General features: G+C 50.9%; 21 protein-coding genes. 14 read left to right on the forward strand and 7 right to left on the reverse strand.

What is annotated here, in order from left to right:
• The first annotated feature begins 69 nt into the window (after window positions 1-69).
• The 6 genes from BCM14_RS02570 (at window position 70) to dut (ending at window position 6,585) form a co-directional block, all read left to right on the forward strand.
• Window positions 70-1,008 (forward strand): bifunctional riboflavin kinase/FAD synthetase, encoded by a 939-nt coding sequence (locus BCM14_RS02570; RefSeq protein WP_106226434.1) that lies wholly within the window; start codon window positions 70-72, stop codon window positions 1,006-1,008.
• On the forward strand, window positions 998-3,847 hold the full coding sequence (gene ileS / locus BCM14_RS02575) for an isoleucine--tRNA ligase (RefSeq protein ID WP_106226435.1): 2,850 nt from the start codon (window positions 998-1,000) through the stop codon (window positions 3,845-3,847). Before BCM14_RS02570 ends, ileS begins: the two co-directional genes overlap by 11 nt.
• Entirely contained in the window at window positions 3,844-4,317 is a 474-nt protein-coding gene (gene lspA, locus BCM14_RS02580; protein ID WP_106226436.1) for a signal peptidase II, read from the forward strand. The genes ileS and lspA overlap by 4 nt, the downstream gene beginning before the upstream one ends.
• The gene (gene coaBC / locus BCM14_RS02585; protein WP_106226437.1) at window positions 4,298-5,497 is read left to right on the forward strand and encodes a bifunctional phosphopantothenoylcysteine decarboxylase/phosphopantothenate--cysteine ligase CoaBC; all 1,200 of its coding nucleotides are present in this window, start codon (window positions 4,298-4,300) and stop codon (window positions 5,495-5,497) included. The genes lspA and coaBC overlap by 20 nt, the downstream gene beginning before the upstream one ends.
• Window positions 5,498-5,529: 32 nt before the next feature.
• Entirely contained in the window at window positions 5,530-6,072 is a 543-nt protein-coding gene (locus BCM14_RS02590; RefSeq protein WP_106226438.1) for a DedA family protein, read from the forward strand.
• Window positions 6,073-6,135: 63 nt separating this feature from the next.
• The gene (dut, locus tag BCM14_RS02595; protein ID WP_106226439.1) at window positions 6,136-6,585 is read left to right on the forward strand and encodes a dUTP diphosphatase; all 450 of its coding nucleotides are present in this window, start codon (window positions 6,136-6,138) and stop codon (window positions 6,583-6,585) included.
• A 14-nt stretch (window positions 6,586-6,599) separates the two neighbouring features.
• Here the strand turns inward: dut and BCM14_RS02600 are convergent, their stop codons facing one another.
• From BCM14_RS02600 to clpS, 5 genes are all read right to left on the reverse strand, one after another.
• Window positions 6,600-7,211, reverse strand: coding sequence for a PqiC family protein (locus BCM14_RS02600; protein WP_106226440.1), 612 nt, complete (start codon window positions 7,209-7,211; stop codon window positions 6,600-6,602).
• The gene (locus BCM14_RS02605) at window positions 7,208-8,770 is read right to left on the reverse strand and encodes a PqiB family protein (protein ID WP_259673383.1); all 1,563 of its coding nucleotides are present in this window, start codon (window positions 8,768-8,770) and stop codon (window positions 7,208-7,210) included. Before BCM14_RS02605 ends, BCM14_RS02600 begins: the two co-directional genes overlap by 4 nt.
• Before the next feature lie 98 nt (window positions 8,771-8,868).
• Window positions 8,869-10,011: a paraquat-inducible protein A gene (locus tag BCM14_RS02610; RefSeq protein WP_106226442.1), complete on the reverse strand. Its 1,143-nt coding sequence runs from the start codon at window positions 10,009-10,011 to the stop codon at window positions 8,869-8,871.
• Window positions 10,012-10,026: 15 nt separating this feature from the next.
• Window positions 10,027-12,342, reverse strand: a complete 2,316-nt coding sequence (gene clpA / locus BCM14_RS02615) for an ATP-dependent Clp protease ATP-binding subunit ClpA (protein WP_106226443.1) — start codon at window positions 12,340-12,342, stop codon at window positions 10,027-10,029.
• Window positions 12,343-12,447: 105 nt separating this feature from the next.
• Window positions 12,448-12,771 (reverse strand): ATP-dependent Clp protease adapter ClpS, encoded by a 324-nt coding sequence (gene clpS / locus BCM14_RS02620; protein WP_106226444.1) that lies wholly within the window; start codon window positions 12,769-12,771, stop codon window positions 12,448-12,450.
• A gap of 264 nt (window positions 12,772-13,035) precedes the next feature.
• Between clpS and BCM14_RS02625 the strand changes: the two genes are divergently transcribed.
• Together BCM14_RS02625 and BCM14_RS02630 are read left to right on the forward strand one after the other, a co-directional pair.
• Window positions 13,036-13,275 (forward strand): cold-shock protein, encoded by a 240-nt coding sequence (locus BCM14_RS02625; protein WP_106226445.1) that lies wholly within the window; start codon window positions 13,036-13,038, stop codon window positions 13,273-13,275.
• Window positions 13,276-13,311: 36 nt separating this feature from the next.
• A complete protein-coding gene (locus tag BCM14_RS02630) occupies window positions 13,312-13,776 on the forward strand; it encodes a DUF192 domain-containing protein (protein WP_106226446.1) in 465 nt (154 codons plus the stop codon).
• 112 nt (window positions 13,777-13,888) lie between these two features.
• On the opposite strand, the gene sodB is transcribed toward BCM14_RS02630, so the two are convergent.
• Both sodB and xseA read right to left on the reverse strand, forming a co-directional pair.
• Window positions 13,889-14,467 carry a superoxide dismutase [Fe] gene (gene sodB, locus BCM14_RS02635; protein WP_106226447.1) on the reverse strand — a complete coding sequence of 193 codons (579 nt, stop codon included), beginning with the start codon at window positions 14,465-14,467 and terminating at the stop codon, window positions 13,889-13,891.
• Between the two features lie 82 nt (window positions 14,468-14,549).
• Window positions 14,550-15,893: an exodeoxyribonuclease VII large subunit gene (gene xseA / locus BCM14_RS02640; protein ID WP_259673384.1), complete on the reverse strand. Its 1,344-nt coding sequence runs from the start codon at window positions 15,891-15,893 to the stop codon at window positions 14,550-14,552.
• A gap of 332 nt (window positions 15,894-16,225) precedes the next feature.
• On the opposite strand from xseA, the gene BCM14_RS02650 reads away from it, so the two are divergent.
• The 6 genes from BCM14_RS02650 to adk all read left to right on the forward strand — a co-directional run bounded on the left by BCM14_RS02650 (window position 16,226) and on the right by adk (window position 20,047).
• A complete protein-coding gene (locus tag BCM14_RS02650) occupies window positions 16,226-16,834 on the forward strand; it encodes a MotA/TolQ/ExbB proton channel family protein (protein ID WP_106226449.1) in 609 nt (202 codons plus the stop codon).
• Between the two features lie 4 nt (window positions 16,835-16,838).
• Complete coding sequence (locus BCM14_RS02655; protein ID WP_106227003.1) at window positions 16,839-17,249, forward strand: ExbD/TolR family protein; 411 nt, start codon at window positions 16,839-16,841, stop codon at window positions 17,247-17,249.
• Window positions 17,246-18,337 carry a tetraacyldisaccharide 4'-kinase gene (gene lpxK, locus BCM14_RS02660; protein ID WP_106226450.1) on the forward strand — a complete coding sequence of 364 codons (1,092 nt, stop codon included), beginning with the start codon at window positions 17,246-17,248 and terminating at the stop codon, window positions 18,335-18,337. The genes BCM14_RS02655 and lpxK overlap by 4 nt, the downstream gene beginning before the upstream one ends.
• 5 nt (window positions 18,338-18,342) lie before the next feature.
• Window positions 18,343-18,540: a Trm112 family protein gene (locus tag BCM14_RS02665; RefSeq protein WP_106226451.1), complete on the forward strand. Its 198-nt coding sequence runs from the start codon at window positions 18,343-18,345 to the stop codon at window positions 18,538-18,540.
• Between the two features lies 1 nt (window position 18,541).
• Complete coding sequence (kdsB, locus tag BCM14_RS02670) at window positions 18,542-19,312, forward strand: 3-deoxy-manno-octulosonate cytidylyltransferase (protein ID WP_106226452.1); 771 nt, start codon at window positions 18,542-18,544, stop codon at window positions 19,310-19,312.
• Window positions 19,313-19,393: 81 nt separating this feature from the next.
• Window positions 19,394-20,047, forward strand: a complete 654-nt coding sequence (adk, locus tag BCM14_RS02675) for an adenylate kinase (RefSeq protein ID WP_106226453.1) — start codon at window positions 19,394-19,396, stop codon at window positions 20,045-20,047.
• Window positions 20,048-20,055: the final 8 nt, after the last annotated feature.

Genomic DNA, 20,055 nt, shown 5'->3' on the forward strand with positions numbered 1-20,055 from the left:
TCAGGTGTGGAAACCTCTAACCCCCAAATCTCCCCTGCGATTTCGACCACCCTGCTCGCCATCCCGCGGATGCCGCGTCAAGGTCATGCTCAGCAACAAACTGCCCTATCCATCGGCAACTTTGATGGCGTTCATCTAGGTCATCAAAGTATGCTGCAACGCTTACGCGAAGCTGCGACAGCAGAGCAGCTGCAGTCTGCCGTCCTGACTTTTTCACCGCATCCGCGCGAATATTTTGCAGAAATAGCAAGACGTCCTGAACTAACGCCCACCCACATCACCGGCTTGCGCGACAAAGTGCAAACTATTCTGGGTTGCGGCATTGACCGGGTCTGGGTCGCGCGCTTTAACCGGCACCTCGCAGAAATGTCTGCCTTGGCATTTATCGAAGACTTGCTCATTGCTAAGCTGAATGTCAGGTGGCTGCTGGTTGGTGAAGATTTTCGTTTCGGATCTAAACGGGCTGGCGATATTGCCCTCTTGCGTCAAGTCGGCGCAGCGCGTGGTGTCTCCGTGCAGACCCATGCAGATATTGTTGATGGCAGAGGTCATAGAATTTCAAGCTCAGAGGTCAGAGCAGCGCTCGCGCTTGGCGATTTGATTCGAGCCAGAGCCCTGCTTGGCCGCCATTTTGCGCTAACAGGACACGTCATTCACGGGCAAAAACTAGGTAGAACGCTCGGATTTCCAACCATGAATATGCGAGTGACAGATCGTTGCGCTGCCCGGTCTGGCATTTATGTGGTTGCCGTGCACGGGCTAGGCGACAAACCGCTGCCAGGCATCGCAAGCCTTGGTGTTCGACCCACGGTGCTGGATAACGGACAGATTCTGCTTGAAACTCATGTGCTCGATGCCCAAATAGACGCATACGGTAAACTTGTCAGGGTGGAATTCCTGCAACATGTTCGGGATGAAGAGAAGTTTCCCGATTTAACAACCTTGACCGCCGCCATGAATGCCGACAGGCAGCATGCGCGTGCCTATTTTGCGCTTCATGGACTATAAAAACACCCTCAATCTGACTGATACCCCTTTCCCTATGCGCGGTGACCTCGCAAAACGCGAGCCTGCCTGGGTCGAACAATGGCGAGAAAAAGGCGTGTATCAGGCGATACGTGAAGCGAGTAAAGACAGACCGAAGTTTGTCCTGCACGATGGGCCACCCTATGCTAACGGTGATATTCATATTGGCCACGCAGTCAACAAGATTCTGAAAGACATTATTGTCAAAAGTCGCAACATGGCTGGCTTTGATGCCAACTATGTACCGGGCTGGGATTGCCATGGTATGCCGATTGAAATTCAGATTGAAAAAAAGTTCGGCAAGCACTTACCCGTCGCTGAGGTCCAAGCAAAAGCTCGCGCCTATGCGCTAGAGCAGATCAGCCGACAGAAAAAAGATTTTGCCCGTCTTGGCGTGATCGGCGACTGGGATCACCCCTATATGACCATGGCTTTTGGCAACGAAGCTGATGAAATTCGCGCGCTAGGTCGTATTCTAGAAAAAGGTTATGTTTTCCGCGGTTTGAAACCAGTCAACTGGTGTTTTGATTGCGGTTCTGCCTTAGCTGAAGCAGAGGTTGAGTATGCGGACCGCACAGATCCGGCCGTGCATATCGCCTTCCCGTTTGCCGATCGTGCCGCGCTTGCCCAGGCATTTGGGTTGCCTGAGGTCGGCACCGGTGCTCTGGTTATTTGGACCACCACACCCTGGACGATCCCGTCTAACCAGGCCATCAATATTCACCCCGACTTTGACTATTCGCTGGTCAAGCTCAGTACCGCATTGCCAACGGGTGAATTATTGTTGCTCGCAAAAGATCGTGTTGATACTTGTTTGAAAGAGTGGGGATTTGAAGGTGAAGTCATTGCAACTTGCAAAGGACAGGCCCTATCCTTAATCAACTTTCACCATCCGCTTGCTGGCTTTGATTCAGCCTACGATCGCTTGTCACCGATTTATCTTGGGGACTATGTCACCCTGGAGACAGGCACGGGTGTCGTTCACTCTGCGCCCGCCTACGGTATTGAGGATTTCTTGTCATGCAAAGCGCACGGCGTGAAAGATAGCGACATGATTAGCCCTGTGATGGGTGATGGCAAGTATGCGTCAACGCTGGCAGGATTCGGTGGCTTGAGCATCTGGGACGCCAACCCTAAAATCGTCGAAGCCCTTCAGCAAGCCGGCACCTTGATCAAACAAGAGCCGCATCGCCATAGTTACATGCACTGCTGGCGCCACAAGACGCCAATCATCTATCGCGCGACCAGCCAATGGTTCGCCGGTATGGATGTGACGCCCAAAGATGGTGGTCATACGCTGCGAGAAACGGCACTCGATGCAATCGAGGCGACTGCTTTCTATCCGGCGTGGGGCCGCGCCAGACTTCACGCCATGATTGCCAATCGACCTGACTGGACGCTGTCCAGACAACGGCAATGGGGCGTGCCAATGGCGTTTTTTATCCACCGCGAAACGGGTGCATTACACCCTGAGACACCCAGATTACTTGAAGAAGTCGCAAAGCGCGTTGAACTCGGCGGCATTGAAGCCTGGCAGGCGCTCGACCCAGCAGAACTGCTGGGTAGTGAGGCCGCTTTGTATGAGAAAAATCGTGACACACTCGACGTCTGGTTCGACTCTGGCAGTACTCATGCAACCGTTTTAGGTGGTCCCGGCAATGGCAGCAGTGGCTCACATGGCAAGAGCCTCAGTTGGCCTGCTGATCTGTATTTAGAAGGCTCAGACCAGCATCGTGGCTGGTTTCACTCATCACTGCTAACCGGTTGCATGCTTAACGGGCGAGCACCTTACAAAAGCTTGTTGACTCACGGCTTTGTTGTAGACGGCCAAGGTCGCAAGATGAGCAAGTCCGTTGGTAATGTGATCGCGCCACAAAAAGTATCCGATAGCCTTGGCGCAGAAATTTTGCGCCTTTGGGTCGCGAGCACCGATTACTCTGGCGAGTTGACCATCTCAGATGAGATTTTAAAAAGAGTCGTTGAGGGTTATCGCCGTATTAGAAACACGCTTCGTTTTCTGATGGCTAACCTGTCGGATTTCGACGCATCAACCGATCTCGTCAGTGTAGAGAAGCTCTTGGACATCGATCGTTATGCCATCAGCATGACTGCGACGATGCAGGCAGATCTTCTGGCTCATTACGATGCTTACGATTTTCATCCAGCCATGGCGCGATTACAGACTTTTTGCTCTGAGGATCTTGGCGCTTTTTATCTGGATGTACTGAAAGATCGCTTGTACACCTCAGCACCCAAGAGTGTCGCCCGCCGATCAGCTCAGACCGCCCTACTACACATCACGCAAACGCTGCTTAAATTGATGGCGCCGATCTTATCGTTTACCGCTGAAGAAGCTTGGGGCATTCTCGGTCAGACAACGTTAAAAAATCAGCCGGCTCAAGCTAGCGTCACGATTTTTACCCATACGTATCATGCCTTACCGGACATCGACAACGCGACTTCACTCCAAAGTCGCTGGGCGCGTCTGCGAGAAATTCGAGCACAAGTTACCCGCAAACTGGAAGACTTGCGCACAGCCGGCGGGATCGGTTCGTCTCTGCAAGGCGAGGTTGATATTTCGGCTACCGGCGACGATCTTGATTTACTCCTGAGTGTTGCCGATTCCTTGAAATTCATTTTGATCGTCTCGCGCGCAACGGTGGCAAGTGGATCAGGTGAGCTGCAGATCAACGTCTCGGCCAGCACTCATACTAAATGCGAACGCTGCTGGCATCTAACCCCTGATGTTGGGGTCGATCCTTCAAGACCCACCATTTGCAAGCGCTGTGTTGATAATCTCGATGAGGGAGCGCTGGCTTGACTGGCTGGCTGGCGCTATCGGGCGGATTGATTCTGCTTGACCAGTTATCGAAGTCCTATATTCAAAGCTTGCTGAGGTTCGGTGAACGAATCAACGTGTTGACGATCTTCGACCTCACCCTGCTATACAACGAGGGGGCGGCATGGAGCTTTCTGGCTGATTCTGGTGGTTGGCAAAAATGGTTATTCATCTCGATTGGCATCCTTGCAGCGGTCGTTATTATCTGGCTCATGAAGCGGCATGGGCACCAAAAGCGCTTCATGCTGTCACTCGCGCTCATTCTTGCTGGTGCGGTCGGCAACGTCATTGATCGCATCCTGCATGGCCATGTGATAGATTTCCTACTGTTCTATTGGCGGGACTGGTATTACCCCGCCTTTAATGTGGCGGATATTGCGATTAGCTGCGGCGCAATTCTCCTGGTACTCGATGAAATCCTGCGAGGCTTTTATGCAAAATCTGCAAAATAAACGGATAGTGCTCGGTTTGACGGGTGGCATTGCCTGCTACAAGAGTGCGGATTTCGTGAGACGCTTGGTTGAGCGTGGCGCAACGGTTGATGTAGTGATGACCGAGGCAGCCACGCAATTCATTACGCCACTAACAATGCAAGCGCTCTCTGGCAGACCTGTTTTTACCAGCGTATGGGATGCCCGCATCCCGAACAATATGGCGCACATTGACTTGAGTCGGGGCGCGGATGCCATCATCATTGCACCCACCTCGACAGACTTTATAGCCAAATTAGCACATGGGTTTGCTGACGATTTGCTTTCGACGCTCTGCATCGCTCGCAATTGTCCGCTTCTGATCGCCCCCGCAATGAATCGCGAGATGTGGGCAGCACAGGCGACCCAGAGAAATGTAAAACAGTTACGCGAGGATGGCGTGTTCATACTCGGACCTGGCTCAGGCGCTCAGGCTTGCGGTGAAACGGGTGACGGAAGAATGCTTGAATCAGATCAGTTACTGGCTGAGATTTTGTCTTTTTTTACGCCAAAAAGCTTACTTGGTAAACGCGTACTCATTACCGCAGGTCCAACCTCTGAACCGATCGATCCAGTGCGCGTGTTGACCAATCGGTCATCTGGCAAGACAGGCTATGCAATCGCGCTGGCAGCCAAACAGGCTGGCGCAGAAGTAAGTTTGATCTCTGGTCCGACTGCACTGCCCTGCCCTTACGGAGTAAACCGTGTTCAGGTACAGACTGCTCAGCAGATGTTTGATCAAGTCATGCTAGTTGCCAAGCATAGCGATGTATTCATCAGCGTGGCAGCTGTGGCCGATTGGCATGTCGTCAATGCACAAACAAACAAAATTAAAAAAACTGAGCAAGCCAGCGACGCGCCTCTACTTGAGTTTGCTGCCAATCCCGACATTCTCGCCACGGTTGCAGCGCTTCCGCAAGGCCCCTGGTGTGTTGGGTTTGCGGCAGAAACGGAAAACCTATCGCAATATGCTCATGAAAAACGAGTTCGTAAAAACATACCCATGCTGATTGGCAATCTTGCACATGAAGTCATGGACACCGATCACACGACCGTTGCAATTTTTGATGAGCAAGGCGAACACGCTTTGCCGTCGGGCAATAAAGCTCAGGTGGCAGAACTGATTGTGCAGGCAATTGCAGATCGCCTCCCGACTCCTTGATGAGCCACTTCGTCAAGTGAGCTACTGACGTGATGGATACGCTGACACACCAAGCAGTCCTTCTGATTCAAGATCATCACGACTGGGCAATCTGGATTATTTTCTTAGCCACATTTGCTGAATCTGTGCTTTTGCTGGGGATACTCATCCCAGGAACAACGCTCTTGCTAATCTGCGGCGGACTCCTGGGTAGCGGGGCCTTACCACTGGCTCCCGTCCTGTTAGCTGGATTAGCTGGTGCAATTTCAGGCGATGCTTTATCGTATTGGATTGGTCGCTGGTGGGGTACGCCCTTACTGAGGATCAAGCCACTCAAAAGACACCGACGAAAGGTCGCGCAAGCCCGATTGTTTTTCTTGCGCTATGGATTTATCTCAATTGTCGCTGGGCGCTTTATGGGGCCGATTCGCTGCACGATTCCCACTGTAGCTGGCGCGTTAGGCATGGCTCACTGGCGCTTTCAAATGGCTAACATTCTCTCGGCTGTCATTTGGGTCCCCGTGTTGTTAGCACCCGGCTATTTGGCTGCCGAGGCTGGGGATGCACTGTTACTTAACTTGACTCGGTCGCGCTAATATTCAACGCGACCGCAGAAAATTCTCAACCAACAACGTTCATTGCAACAGACGATACATACGATGAAAACGATCGACGTAAAAGTACTTGATGCACGCATGCGAGACCAATTACCCGCTTACGCGACGAAAGGGTCGGCAGGCCTTGATTTAAGAGCTTGTCTCGACGAACCGTTGACCATTGAGCCAGGGGTTACGCATTTGATACCAACGGGACTGGCTATTCATATTGCCGATCCAGGATATGCTGCAGTCATTTTGCCGCGCTCTGGGCTTGGCCACAAACACGGCATCGTTCTCGGCAATCTTGTGGGTTTGATTGATTCGGACTATCAAGGGCCATTGATGGTGTCTGCCTGGAATCGTAGCCAGACAACCTACACCTTACAACCCTTAGAGCGCTTGGCACAGCTAGTTATTGTGCCGATCCTGCAAGTACAGTTCAATCTGGTCGACGACTTCACAAGCTCTGAGCGCGGTACCGGTGGCTTTGGTAGTACTGGTAGCGCTTAACCCGCAAAAGCAGCCTACATCGCCTGACAAACCGGAGAGTGGGTGGCGGATTTGGCCTTCACAACTGTTGAAATCAAGTCAGCCAATTTATTGACATTTTTTTTCTGCGCAGCAACCAATTCCGATACCCCAGGATTAACCGGTTCTCGCAACTGAGCAAAACAACTTATCGTTTTGTCAGTTCCTGCAAAGCTTATTTGCCACGCAGCCGATAATTCAGCGTAACGCCCTGCGAGCAAGTCAAACGAGTGCACCGCAACTCGGATACGCGTGTTGCGTTTGTCATTTATCGCCACGTTCAAATTATGGACGGGTGGGAAACCCAGCTTTTGCGTCAAACTCTTTGACAGCGCATTTTGCAATTGTGCAGACACAGGTGCTACCCAACGATCATACTCAAGCATCAGCAAACGGCCATCGCTGTCCTGAACAACGAGCGATGTTTGATCGATATCTGCGGGGACTGCAACCTCACCCAAAACGTAAGGACCCACATTGTTCGAGGTCAAAGTCATCGGCTCATCTATGCTCAAAGGCACCAAGGTGTAATAGTTGGATGGTGTCGAAGCACAACCCGCAAGGACAAGCAGACCCGTCAAACATAAGATTTTCAAAGCGTGTTTCATCGGTTCGGTGCTCCAAGCGTTTCACGCGAGTAGATTTTGGTATTGCGACCACGAATAAGCGATTCAGGTTGCGTTTGTAACGAGTCAGTAAGGTTTCGAATCGAATGCAAACCTCTCGTTAATTCCTCAAGCATGATGGTCATGTTTTGGGGTAGCTCGCTGCCTGGTGCGGTGAGGCCATCAAAGTTTTCAAGCACTTTGGTTAAAGTCTTTAGCGTCCGGGTCAGTTCGGGCGTCACACTCATGTCCACGTTACTCGTCAATTTATTGAACTGCTTGAGAGCGAGATTTAAGTTAGCACCAATCTCTTCGTAAGGAATTTTGTCTAGTTTGGCAACTATGCTGCCAACCTGCGACTGCAACTCTTCAATGCTGTCAGAAGGCCGGGTCGGCATCGCGAAGGGCAACGCGGGTTTAACATTCAGTTTTTTCACATCGGGAAACATGGCAAGCGTGATGTAGAGTTGCCCTGACAGGATATTACCCACCCGCAACTGCCCTCGCATACCCGCACTCACAAGCCCGGACATGGTTTTTGTCACATCCTCGACGGTACTTTTCTGCTCAAGCATGCGTTCATACTCTTTACCCATACGTTCAAAGTACAGATTAGCGGTTACGACGGTTGTGAACGACGAGGTGGCTTTATCAAATTCAATCTGAACATCTTCGACTTTACCTAAATCGACACCTCTGAAGTCGATTGGGGCGCCTTTTTCAAGACCTCTCGTTGATTGTGAAAAGCGCATCACAATTGGGAAAACAAGCCCCTCAGGCAAACTTCTCGCCTCTTTGATGCCAGAATAAAGTTTGAATGGAACGTTTTTATCAGCTGGTGCTCCCTCAATTGCACCGAAATTCTCAAACGCCAGTCCGCCCGCCAGAATAGACATAAGAGATTCAGTTGTGACCTCTACGCCTTGCATGCCGACTGTCACGTCTACGCCGCTTGCGTTCCAGAAGCGCGTTCTGGTGGTGACAAATTTGTCGTAAGGTGCATTCACAAACACTTTGACTAGAACTGCATCGCCAGAGCTATCAAGCGAATAATCAGTAACCAACCCGACTTGAATCCGCTTGTAGTAAACGGGAGAACCCGGCTCCAAGGAGCCTAGATCCTTCGTCTTGATGGAAAATAAAGTGCCAGGCTGATCGTTAAAAATAGGTGGCGGAATCTCCAAACCAACAAAGCTATTGACGCTGGGCATCTCAGTCATCGGAGAGACGGCGTCTGCTGCAATGTAAGACCCACTCAACAAGGTGTTCAAGCCTGAAATACCACCAACACCGAATCGAGGTCTGACCACCCAGAATTTGGTTCCTTCTTGAGCAAAGCCCTGTGCCCACTTTTGCAACTCAACGACAACCAGCACTGAATCTCGTTCACCCGTCAATTGGATTTGCTTAACAATACCAATATTGACATCGCGAAACCGCACGTGGGTTTTACCCACTTCGAGTCCTGTTGCAGCACCAAATTTAATGGTGATCGTTGGTCCTCGTTTGTTGTAAGAGCTCCAGACGATGGAAATACCAATTAGCAAGGCAACAATTGGCACGAGCCATATCCAAGCGAGATTACGTTTTGATCTACGAGAAATTGCGGGCTTAGGAAGCCCTTTTTCAGAATTGCTATGCATATCCGGCATGCCGGTCCTCACTGTTTTAAAAAGCCTTTATGCCCTGCCCGGCGCCACGCCAGCCTCGGGTCAAATCCCATCGCTGCGAGCATCGTCAAAACAACAACTGCACCGAAAGCGGCGGCGCCAGCTGAAGGTTGAATGCTCATCAACGAGCCAAATTGCACGAGAGCGCTCATCAGCAGAACGACAAACACATCAAGCATGGACCACTGTCCGATAATTTCAACGAAGACATACAAGCGAGTGCGTTGCTCCAACTGATTCACGTGCCCCTGTTGAGTCTGCCACACCAGCAGCGCCAGCGCTACAAGTTTGAATATTGGCACGACCATGCTGGCAATAAATACGACCGCTGCAACGTCCCATGAACCCATTTCACACAGCTCGATGATACCGCCCATGATGGTGTGAGAAGAGTCACCCGTCACACCACTTGTGCTCATGATTGGAAGCAAGTTCGCCGGGATGTACATCACGGCAGCTGCGCAAAGTAATGCCCAAGTTCGTGAAACCATCGCCGGAGAGGGGGGCTTGACTGCTTTTTGCTCGCCCAACGGCAGGCCGAGATCCAAAATCATCAATGAAATTTTGTGACTGTCCAGGGTACCGATGGCAGTCAGCAGGAGCGTTGAAAAAATGAGTGAATGCAACCCGGGCTGTAGACTCAACGAGGCGAAATCCGCCATTTTAAAAGCCGAGACAAGAATCCCGGTCAGTAAAACGGGGACCATACACCAACGCCGTAAATGATCGACCGCCAGTAACGCCAATTCTATGTGCCCCGGGATCTTCATGACTGCCAAAGGAATGAAAATCCATAGCAAGATCAACAGATGCAACAAAGGAAAAAAGAAGCCAACCGCAAAAGTCATGACTGCGACGGGTTCGTACCCGGCTGACCACGTAATTCGAATCGCATCCAGAAAGCCCGCGCTTTGTTCGAGCCCCTGGAAGTCTAGAATTGCCAAAGGAAAAGCGTTGGCGAAAATCAACCCGATCAGTGCTGATAGGCAGAGTGCCAACCAGGAGTCAGGTCGCAACACTGAATAGGTCTCAAGAACTGTTCCGCAACGGGAGCAACGAGCCCATTCGTCTGATCGAAGCTTTTTACGTTCATAGCGGGCACCGCAACCATGGCAGTGTAGATGAAACGCCATTAAACGCCTTTAACTTTAATGAACCAACTCTGTTTCCTGATCAGAACCAGTTGGAGTTTTTGACGCCTTACCGGGCGCTTCTCCGAAAGAGAGTTGCACTTTACCATCGTCGTCTGCATCAATTGTGACAATACCGCCATCGACGAGTTGACCAAAAAGCAGCTCATCCGCCAACGCTCTTCTGATCGTATCTTGTATCAGTCGCTGCATGGGCCGTGCGCCCATCAATGGATCAAAACCAGTCTTGGCGAGATGCTGTCGTAATGCATCAGTGAATGTCACCTCAACACGTTTGTCGTGCAGCTGATCTTCGAGTTGCATTAAGAACTTGTCTACGACGCGCAGAATGACCTCTTTTGACAAAGGTGCGAAGTGCACGATAGAGTCGAGCCGGTTACGAAACTCTGGCGAAAACAGCCGCTTGATATCCGCCATTTCATCGCCAGCAACTCGCGTATTTGAGAAACCGATATTTGGTTTACTCATTGCCTCTGCACCAGCATTCGTTGTCATGATGAGGATGACATTTCTAAAATCTGATTTACGTCCGTTGTTATCCGTAAGCGTGCCATGATCCATGACTTGGAGCAGGATATTAAATACCTCTGGATGCGCTTTTTCTATTTCGTCGAGCAACAACACGCAGTGCGGTTGCTTGTGGATAGCTTCAGTCAGTAAGCCGCCTTGATCAAACCCAACGTATCCTGGCGGGGCACCAATCAGGCGCGAGACGGTGTGACGCTCCATGTACTCTGACATGTCGAAGCGCAACAATTCAATGCCGAGCGTAAAAGCCAGCTGTTTTGCAACCTCTGTTTTACCTACTCCAGTCGGCCCTGATAAAAGAAATGCGCCAATTGGTTTTTCAGGTCGGCCCAAACCGGATCTCGCCATTTTGATAGCGGCCGAGAGTGCCTCAATGGCCACATCCTGGCCAAATACCACTGTGCGCAAATCCCGGTCGAGGGTGGCGAGCTTGCTGCGGTCGTCACTAGAGACAGTCTGAGGTGGGATGCGGGCAATCTTGGAGATAATTCCTTCGATTTCGACTTTTCCTATTACTTTTTTCTGCTTGGATTTTGGTAATAAGCGCTGAGCGGCACCCGCTTCGTCAATGACATCTATGGCCTTGTCGGGCAAATGACGGTCATTGATATGTCTCGCGGACAATTCAGCAGCTGCTGTCAAGGCAGCCGAAGAGTATTTCACGCCGTGATGGCTCTCAAAGCGCCCCTTTAGGCCTCGCAATATCTGTATCGTCTGTTCAACACTTGGCTCAGCGACATCGATCTTCTGGAAGCGACGCGAGAGCGCTGCATCTTTTTCGAATACCCCTCGAAACTCGGTGTAAGTTGTCGCACCAATGCAACGCAACTGTCCTGAGGAGAGAGCGGGTTTTAGCAAGTTCGAGGCATCAAGCGTGCCACCCGAGGCAGAGCCTGCTCCGATCAAGGTGTGGATTTCATCGATAAACAAAATAGCATTTGGATTATTTTTTAGCTGCTTCAAGACGGCTTTCAAACGTTGCTCAAAGTCACCGCGATATTTAGTGCCGGCCAGCAACGAGCCCATATCCAGCGAAAACACCTGAGCATCTTGCAAAATTTCGGGCACTTCGTGCTGGGTAATGCGGTACGCTAAACCTTCTGCGATTGCGGTCTTCCCCACACCCGCCTCGCCAACGAGCAGAGGGTTATTTTTGCGACGACGGCACAGAATCTGGATCACTCGCTCAACTTCGTGCTCACGACCGATCAAGGGATCAATTCGACCAGCAATAGCGGCAGCATTAAGATCCTGAGCGTACTGATCAAGTGGTGATTGTTTGACATCGGTAGCCTCCTCGCCTATTGACTGAGGATCTTTAGAGGACGGAGCTGATTCAGCAGCGGCTTGTTTACTGATCCCGTGGGAAATATAGTTCACCACGTCCAAACGCGATATACCTTGCTGCTGCAGGTAATAAACAGCGTGCGAATCTTTTTCACCAAAAATGGCTACCAGCACATTGGCGCCAGTAACAGGTTTTTTCGATGCACCACCCGCTGAAACATGCATGATCGCGCGCTGAATCACTCGCTGAAAGCCCAGCGTCGGCTGGGTGTCGACTTCGGCACCTGACGGGATGACGGGTGTATTGTCAGTCACAAACTTGCGTAAGTTCTGACGCACGTCGTCCAAGTTACAGGAACAAGCTTTCAAGACTTCAATCGCAGCGGCATTATCAAGCAGGGCAAGCAACAGATGCTCAACCGTAATAAATTCATGCCGAGCAGAGCGGGCCTCTACAAACGCCATATGCAGGCTCACTTCAAGCTCTTGGGAAATCATGTTTCCTCCGTCCTTCTCGTCATAATTGCTTTCACGATTTCATTCTATGCCTTTCGAGCAATAAAATGAGACTTGCACACACAATTTGTAATGTTTTAAAAAAATTTACGTCGGATCGGCTCGTTCCATTACACATTGCAGGGGATGTTGCCGAGCTCTAGCGTATTGAGAAACTTGACTAATTCTTGTCGCAGCGATGTCTTCTGGGTAGATACCACAGACGCCTTTTCCTTCGTGGTGAACCTGCAACATAATGAGTGTGGCCTGTTCTTCATTTTTTGCAAAAAATTTCTGCAAAATATGCACCACAAACTCCATTGGCGTGTAATCGTCATTGAGCAGTAACACGTAATACATCGGCGGTGGCGCCGTGCGGGTAGTTTGCTTCTCTACAACTAAATCGGGAGGCAGATCAATTCTTGTAGCCATGTTTGATATAAGGGCAATCCATTACTCGCGAGAGATCACAAAATTCTGATTTTTTGTTACAAACGGTTTATCTGTCTATTTAGTAGTCGTACCAGAGACTTAAATTTTGGTAAGGCTTAATAAATCAGCACAGATGCATCTTACTCGTTCAGATAGAAACAAGATTTTGATAACAAGACTAAGCTTTACTTGTCCGTCTGAATGAGTGAGGGGCTGTAACAACTCAAGTATGTAGTTTATACAAAACGCAAAGAGGCAGTCGGTATGTCAGATGCAGATACAGGTTCAGGTTCAGGGGTCAAAGAAAGCGGCACCGTTAAATGGTTCAACGACGCGAAAGGTTTCGGCTTTGTTACACCCGATAATGGCGGCGAGGACTTGTTCGCACACTTTTCAGCGATCCAGATGAACGGTTTCAAAACGCTCAAAGAAGGCCAGAAAGTCCTGTTCGAAATCACACAGGGCCCTAAAGGTAAGCAAGCAACAAACATAACAGCCGCTTAAACTAAGGGGGTGTATCCCCCTTCGAGCGAGGTTGTTATGTTTTTTGAAAGGAAATTGACCAAACTTGGTAGTTTGGCTCAACTGAGTGCGCTTGCCTTGTGTCTGACGCTGCTGCTTACTGAAACACAGTCGGCTTCGGCACAAACATTGCCGGTCAAACGCCTCACTGCAGGCATGCATGTGATCACTGCCGAGATCGCTGCCACCGATGCGGCGCGAACCAAAGGCTTGATGTTTCGAGATTCGCTAGAACCAAATCACGGCATGGTATTCGTCTTCGAGCAAGCCAACGTGCAATGCTTCTGGATGAAAAACACAAAAATTGCGCTATCTATTGCTTTCATTAAAGCAAATGGTGTCATTACCAACATTGCAGAAATGGCACCGATGACTGAAACCTCACATTGTTCAACCGAACCCGTGCTGTACACGCTTGAAATGGAGGAAGGCTGGTTTGCCAAGCACGGTGTCTCAGCGGGCAAATCAATAGGCGGGCTTTAAATTTTTCATTAAAAAAAAAGGCCCGGTAAGACCGGGCCAATTTTGCACACTTTTTCTACGGACTCAGCGTCGAAACCGACAACTGCTCGCCTGAATACTTCAGATGAAGTAATTAAGCGAGATTTTGAGCGGCAAACGACCAGTTAGCCAAAGACCAGAAGCTTTCGAGGTACTTAGGGCGTGCATTGCGGTAATCGATGTAATAGGCGTGCTCCCAGACATCACAGGTCAGCAAAGCAACGTCAGTGGTGGTCAGTGGTGTGCCGGCATTGCTCGTGTTGACAATATCAAGCGAACCGTCTGCTTTCTTGACCAACCAAGTCCAACCAGAACCGAAATTGCCAGCGGCAGACTTATTAAAAGCCTCTTTGAACGCGGCAACCGAGCCCCATTTCGCAGTGATGCCATCAGCCAGTTTGCCTGTTGGTTCACCACCACCATTTGGTGATAGGCTGTTCCAGTAAAAGGTGTGATTCCAGATCTGGGCTGCGTTGTTGAACACACCACCAGAAGATTTTTTGACGATTTCTTCAAGAGAGGCTGATTCAAATTCTGTACCAGGAATCAGATTATTCAGGTTAGTCACATAGGTTTGATGATGCTTACCATAGTGAAACTCGAGTGTTTCTTTTGAAATCGTGGGTGCAAGTGCATCCATCGCATAAGGGAGGGGGGGGAGCGTGTGAGCCATCGCAGCAAAATCCTAAAGAGGTTTAAGACAAAACAAAAGGCATTTAAGGAAGTCTATTGTATCGGACGAATAGCGTTTGTGTTCAAGTTGAAACCTTGACTTCAAAGCCACCATCACCCACCAAGACAGATAATTGCTGACCTGATGAAATGGAGGTTGTCGAACGAACAACGCCACCACTTTGATCGAAGACAATCGCATAACCACGCGCTAGCGTATGGTCAGGGCTTAGCGCCCGGATTTGAGCATGAGCAGCCTCTAGCCGAGCCCGCCTCGTCGTTAATTGTTGCTGGCTCGCTGATTTGAGCGTTTCAAGCGCTCGCTCAACCTGAAGCGTTTTGGCCGAGACACTGGGTCGAGCATAGATCAAGGCACGCCTTGCCGTGTCAACACGAACCCTTACCGAGTACTGGTTTTTCTGCACCGCAGAAATCAGGCGCTGCATCAACGACTTGATTCGCTCAGATTGAAGTTGCAGTCTTTGCGCCGGCGAAACCAGCGTCGCACCTGCCCGATCAAGCCGTTGCCAATAGCGCTCCGTCAGGCGCTGATGAGTCCTAGAGATAGCTCGACTTGCCTCTCCAACTCGTGTCAAGAGCTCATCACGGGTTTCACAGACGAGCTCAGCCGCGGCAGTCGGTGTGGGGGCTCGCAAGTCAGCAACAAAATCAGCAATCGTGAAATCAGTCTCGTGCCCGACACCCGTAACCACTGGTATCACACTAGAGGCAATATCTCGCGCCAGCGCCTCGTCGTTAAAAGCCCATAAATCCTCGATACTACCGCCTCCTCTGACAATTAAAAGGGTATCGACCTCGGATCGCTCACACGCAGCTGCCAGAGCCTGACGCAATTGCAGCGGTGCGTCGCTGCCTTGAACCAAGGCCGGATAGATAATCAAGGGTATGTGGGGAGCTCTTCGCTTAAGAGCGGTCAACACATCTTGCAGCGCAGCAGCAGACAACGAAGTAATAATCCCGATGGCGCGCGGACGCCCCAGCAATGGGCGCTTGTTCTCGGGATCAAACAGCCCTTCCTTTTGTAACCGATCTTTCAACGCCAAAAACGCCTCAAAGAGACCGCCCTGGCCTGCTTTGCGCATTTGTTCGACCTGCAATTGGAACTCGCCCTTCGCCTCATACAAGGTGGGTCGGCACCTGACTTCAACAGCATCACCCGCTCGTGGCATGAAACCGGTCGCGATAGCTCTAGTTCGAAACATCACGGCCCTAACAGATGCCAAGTTATCCTTTAGTGTGAAATACCAATGTCCAGAAGCTGCGGGCGTGAAATTCGAAATTTCGCCAGAAACCCACACGTTATCGAAGTCAGTCTCAAGAATTTCTCGCACTACTTTATTTAGTCTTGAAACTGTCATAATTTCCGGCGTTAAATCACGTCCGTTTACTTGACTTCCAATTGTCATAAGCGTTCCAGAGCTAAATGTGTCCACAGAGCTTGCCAAATGACGGTAAGTCATTAAGCTACTTGATATTTTTTTGCAAATTTCCAAATACTTATCGTCATAAAAATACAAGTAATTGATATATATAACAAATTTAAAAATAGCAGTTGATTGCGTATTTTTTGATCAACCTCAGCAAGAGCCACAAAGATCCACGTTTGCGGGGGATACGCACAGAATTATCCACAGGTTCTGTGGATAATCTTTGATCAAGAACAACACTTGCCAGATTGGTGCTCCCGCCCTTACGATAGCGGTCGGCTAAGTGCCATTTCAACACGTCGAGGTTCGCTTTGCAGTCAATTGTTTCACAGGCAGGTTGGCCAATTTGGTTTTTGATCATTCTATCGGTCGCGATGGTCGCGATCAGCATCGAGAGGTTCCTGAGCTTACGCACCCAGCGGGTCGTTCCGACAGGACTGGCAGCCACCCTGTTGCAGTCCTTGCGCTCTAGTCATGATCATTCCGCTGCCCTCGCAAAAATTGCTGCCGCCTCCCCGCTCGGGGCAATCTTGGTTGAAACCTACAAAAGAAGTGACCTACCCCCCGCGCAGCGCCGACTGGCTATTGAAGATGCTGGTCGCGAGCAGGCTCATTACCTCAACCGCTATCTGCCATTGCTGAGTTTGATAGCCAGCATCGCGCCTCTTATGGGGCTGTTTGGTACAGTCGTCGGCATGATTGAAATATTTGGATCCTATCGTCCGGACGGAACGGATCCAACACAATTGGCACGAGGTATCTCGACTGCCTTGTACAACACAGGCTTTGGGATAGTGATTGCAGTTCCGGCGATGATGGCGCATCGGTACTTCAAATCGAGAGTGGCGAACCTGCTGATTTTGATGGAGCAAGCCTCTCGTCAGCTCAACGATGCCCTCTCGAGCGGATCGCGAGGCTAAAGCGATGCGATTTTCGTCAGAGCACGACACGGACGGACCGGACATTAATCTGATCCCGCTCATTGATATTTTGCTGGTCATGCTAATTTTTTTGGCCGCAACGACCACCTTCACGCCACAGGTCGCACTCAAAGTCGCTTTGCCCAAAGCAAATACTACTGAAAAAGCGCCTACCGAACTCATTCTCGCCATCAACCAAAGCGGTCAGTACGCGTTGGGGGGCGAACTCCTTGCCGGTGGTCTGTTAGAAGAGATAGCAGCTGCCTTAAAAGTAGCGAATCCTAAGCCAGAAGACGCCACACTGGTCATTTACGCAGACGCGATGACACCTCATCAGTATGTTGTGACAGCAATGCAAGCGGCCAAACGTGCAGGAATTGGACATGTCAATTTCGCGACGCAGGCGCACGATTGAAGTCCAGTAGTTTTACTGCTTCAACTCACCAATTGGTGCACCGACTTTGGCTCACTCGTAACGCTATTTCCCGTATTTTGGTCCCACTGGCCTGGCTCGTTGAGGTGCTGCTCTCAGTCAGGCGTTGGTATTACACACATGTTCACGCCCCGAGGTTCAAAAGCTCGTTACCCGTTGTGGTGATCGGCAACCTGTACGCAGGCGGTACGGGTAAAACACCAGCAACGATTGGACTGATCAAACTATTGCAAGCCAAAGGGTGGCGTCCCGGTGTAATCAGTCGCGGTTACGCAGCGCGTCCCTCGCGCGAGCCTCAATGCGGTGTCGGTGACCTCAGTTCAGACATTTTTGGAGACGAGCCCGCCTTGATCGCTCGGCTGACTCAGGTCCCTGTTTGCGTTTTTCACAAGCGTGAAACTGCCGCAACCAAGCTGCTCGCTGTGCATCCCAATATCGACGTCGTGATTTGTGATGATGGCCTGCAGCACCTGGCACTTGCCCGGGATCTGGAAATCATTGTGCAAGACCACCGGGGGGTTGGCAATGGGTGGGTTCAACCGGCTGGGCCTTTGCGAGAAGGCGTTCACCGCTTGGCTGTTGCCGACGTCGTGATCACCAACTACCGAGGTAACGCCTCGGGGGTCGCTGGCCAGATACCCGGCAGTGCACTGACTCACCGCCAGCTAGCGATGTATCAGGACATCGTGGGGATACGCCATTTAGCCTCACAAGAACGACTCACGCTCGAAGCATTTTTGGCTCAACACGGGCAGAACAGCATCTGCGCTGCTGCCGCAATTGGTGAACCAGAACAGTTTTTCCAGGGACTCCGGCAACTTGGCGTGAGGCTCGTGGCCACGTCCGCCCTCACCGACCACCGTGCGCTTGACTACCGGTTTTTAGCCTCAATCGACTGTTCAGTTATTCTCATCACCGCCAAAGATGCAATCAAATGCGATCCGCAGCTTGATCAACGTCTCTGGTCGGTCGAGGTAGACACCCGCTTCGGGGATCCAACGTTCGCCGCTTGGTTGGATAGCAGATTGACCCAAATTCAGCGCAACAAAAAAAGCTTGGGATTACAATAGCCTTTATGGATACTCGCTTGTTTGACATTCTTGTTTGCCCGCTTTGCAAAGGTCGCCTTAAACTGAATCGGGCTTTGGGGCAGCTTATTTGCAAAGCGGATCGATTGGCCTATCCAATACGTGACGGGATTCCCATCATGCTCGAAAACGAGGCTAAAAAGCTCGACGATACGGTCGAACTAAGCGAGACTGAAGCAAACTGAAATGATCAGTCCGTTCAGCGTCATTATCCCCGCTCGACATGCCTCGACCAGACTACCGGGCAAAATGTTGGCGGATCTGGCCGGCGTGCCGATGGTCGTCAGGGTGGCACAGCGTGCGCTGTTGTCCAACGCGGGACAAGTCGTCATTGCAACTGACCATCCCGATATTGTTGCAGCGGCAGCGAAGTTTGACATCACGGCGCTGCTAACCTCGACAACACACCTGACTGGCACAGACAGGCTGGCGCAAGCGGCAGAGAGCTTAGGTTTAGGCGACCACGATATCGTTGTGAACGTGCAGGGCGATGAACCCCTGATCGAACCCGCCATGATCAATGCAGTGGCGCAATGTCTGGCCGATCACCCCAACGCCCACATCGCGACCTGCGCCGCGCCCATTCAAGATGCAGAGGCACTGTTTAACCCTAACGTTGTCAAAGTTGTTTGTGACGCGAAGCAGCAGGCTCTCTATTTTTCGCGCGCACCTATTCCCTGGCATCGTGATGTCCTTGCCAACGGCGCTAAGGTGCTGGCTCCCGATTTGCCTGCTCTGCACCACATTGGTCTGTACGCTTATCGCTGTGGTTTTCTGAGCCGATTTCCGACACTGAGTCCGGGTATCCTTGAAACCATCGAGTCTCTAGAGCAACTCAGGGCGCTCGAAAATGGCTACCAGATAGCTGTCAAAATCCTGTCAACCCGACCATTCGCTGGTGTTGACACGGAAGAAGATCTTGTTCGTGTTCGCTCGATACTTGAGCGCTCAGTGTAAGCTTGGCTAAGTAGCCTCAGCAGTCGCCGTTTTGTTGCGGCATAATGCCAGTATTAATCAATATAAGAATCAGGAGTTTTCATGCGCCTCATCCTGCTCGGACCGCCTGGTGCCGGTAAAGGCACACAAGCCGCATTCATTACGCAAAAGTTCGGTATTCCACAGATATCGACTGGGGATATGCTGCGTGCGGCAGTTAAAGCCGGCACACCCCTGGGGATACAAGCCAAGAAAATCATGGACAGCGGTGCCTTGGTGTCCGATGACCTGATTATTGGTCTGGTTAAAGATCGATTGCAGCAAGCCGACTGTGCAAAAGGGTATCTGTTTGACGGCTTCCCCCGTACGATTCCTCAAGCTGACGCGCTCAAGTTCGCCGATGTCGCGCTGGACTTTGTCGTGGAAATCGCAGTACCGGAGGAAGATATTGTTGAACGGATGAGTGGGCGGCGTTCTCATGTAGCCAGCGGGCGAACCTATCACCTCAAATTCAACCCCCCTAAGGTGGAGGGACTGGATGACGTCACGGGTGAACCTCTTGTCCAGCGTGAAGATGATAAAGAAGAAACCGTCAAACACAGACTGGCGGTTTATCGCGATCAGACACGTCCTCTGGTGGACTACTACTCAAGCTGGGCTGCGGCTGACGCCGCGACGGCACCCCGCTATCGTAAAGTCGAAGGCTTAGGTTCCGTTGAACAAATCAAAGCACGAATTTTTGACGCGTTAGTTTGAAGCAACAC

Origin of the sequence: Jezberella montanilacus (assembly GCF_003003055.1) — a bacterium.
GTDB classification, from domain to species: domain Bacteria; phylum Pseudomonadota; class Gammaproteobacteria; order Burkholderiales; family Burkholderiaceae_B; genus Zwartia; species Zwartia montanilacus.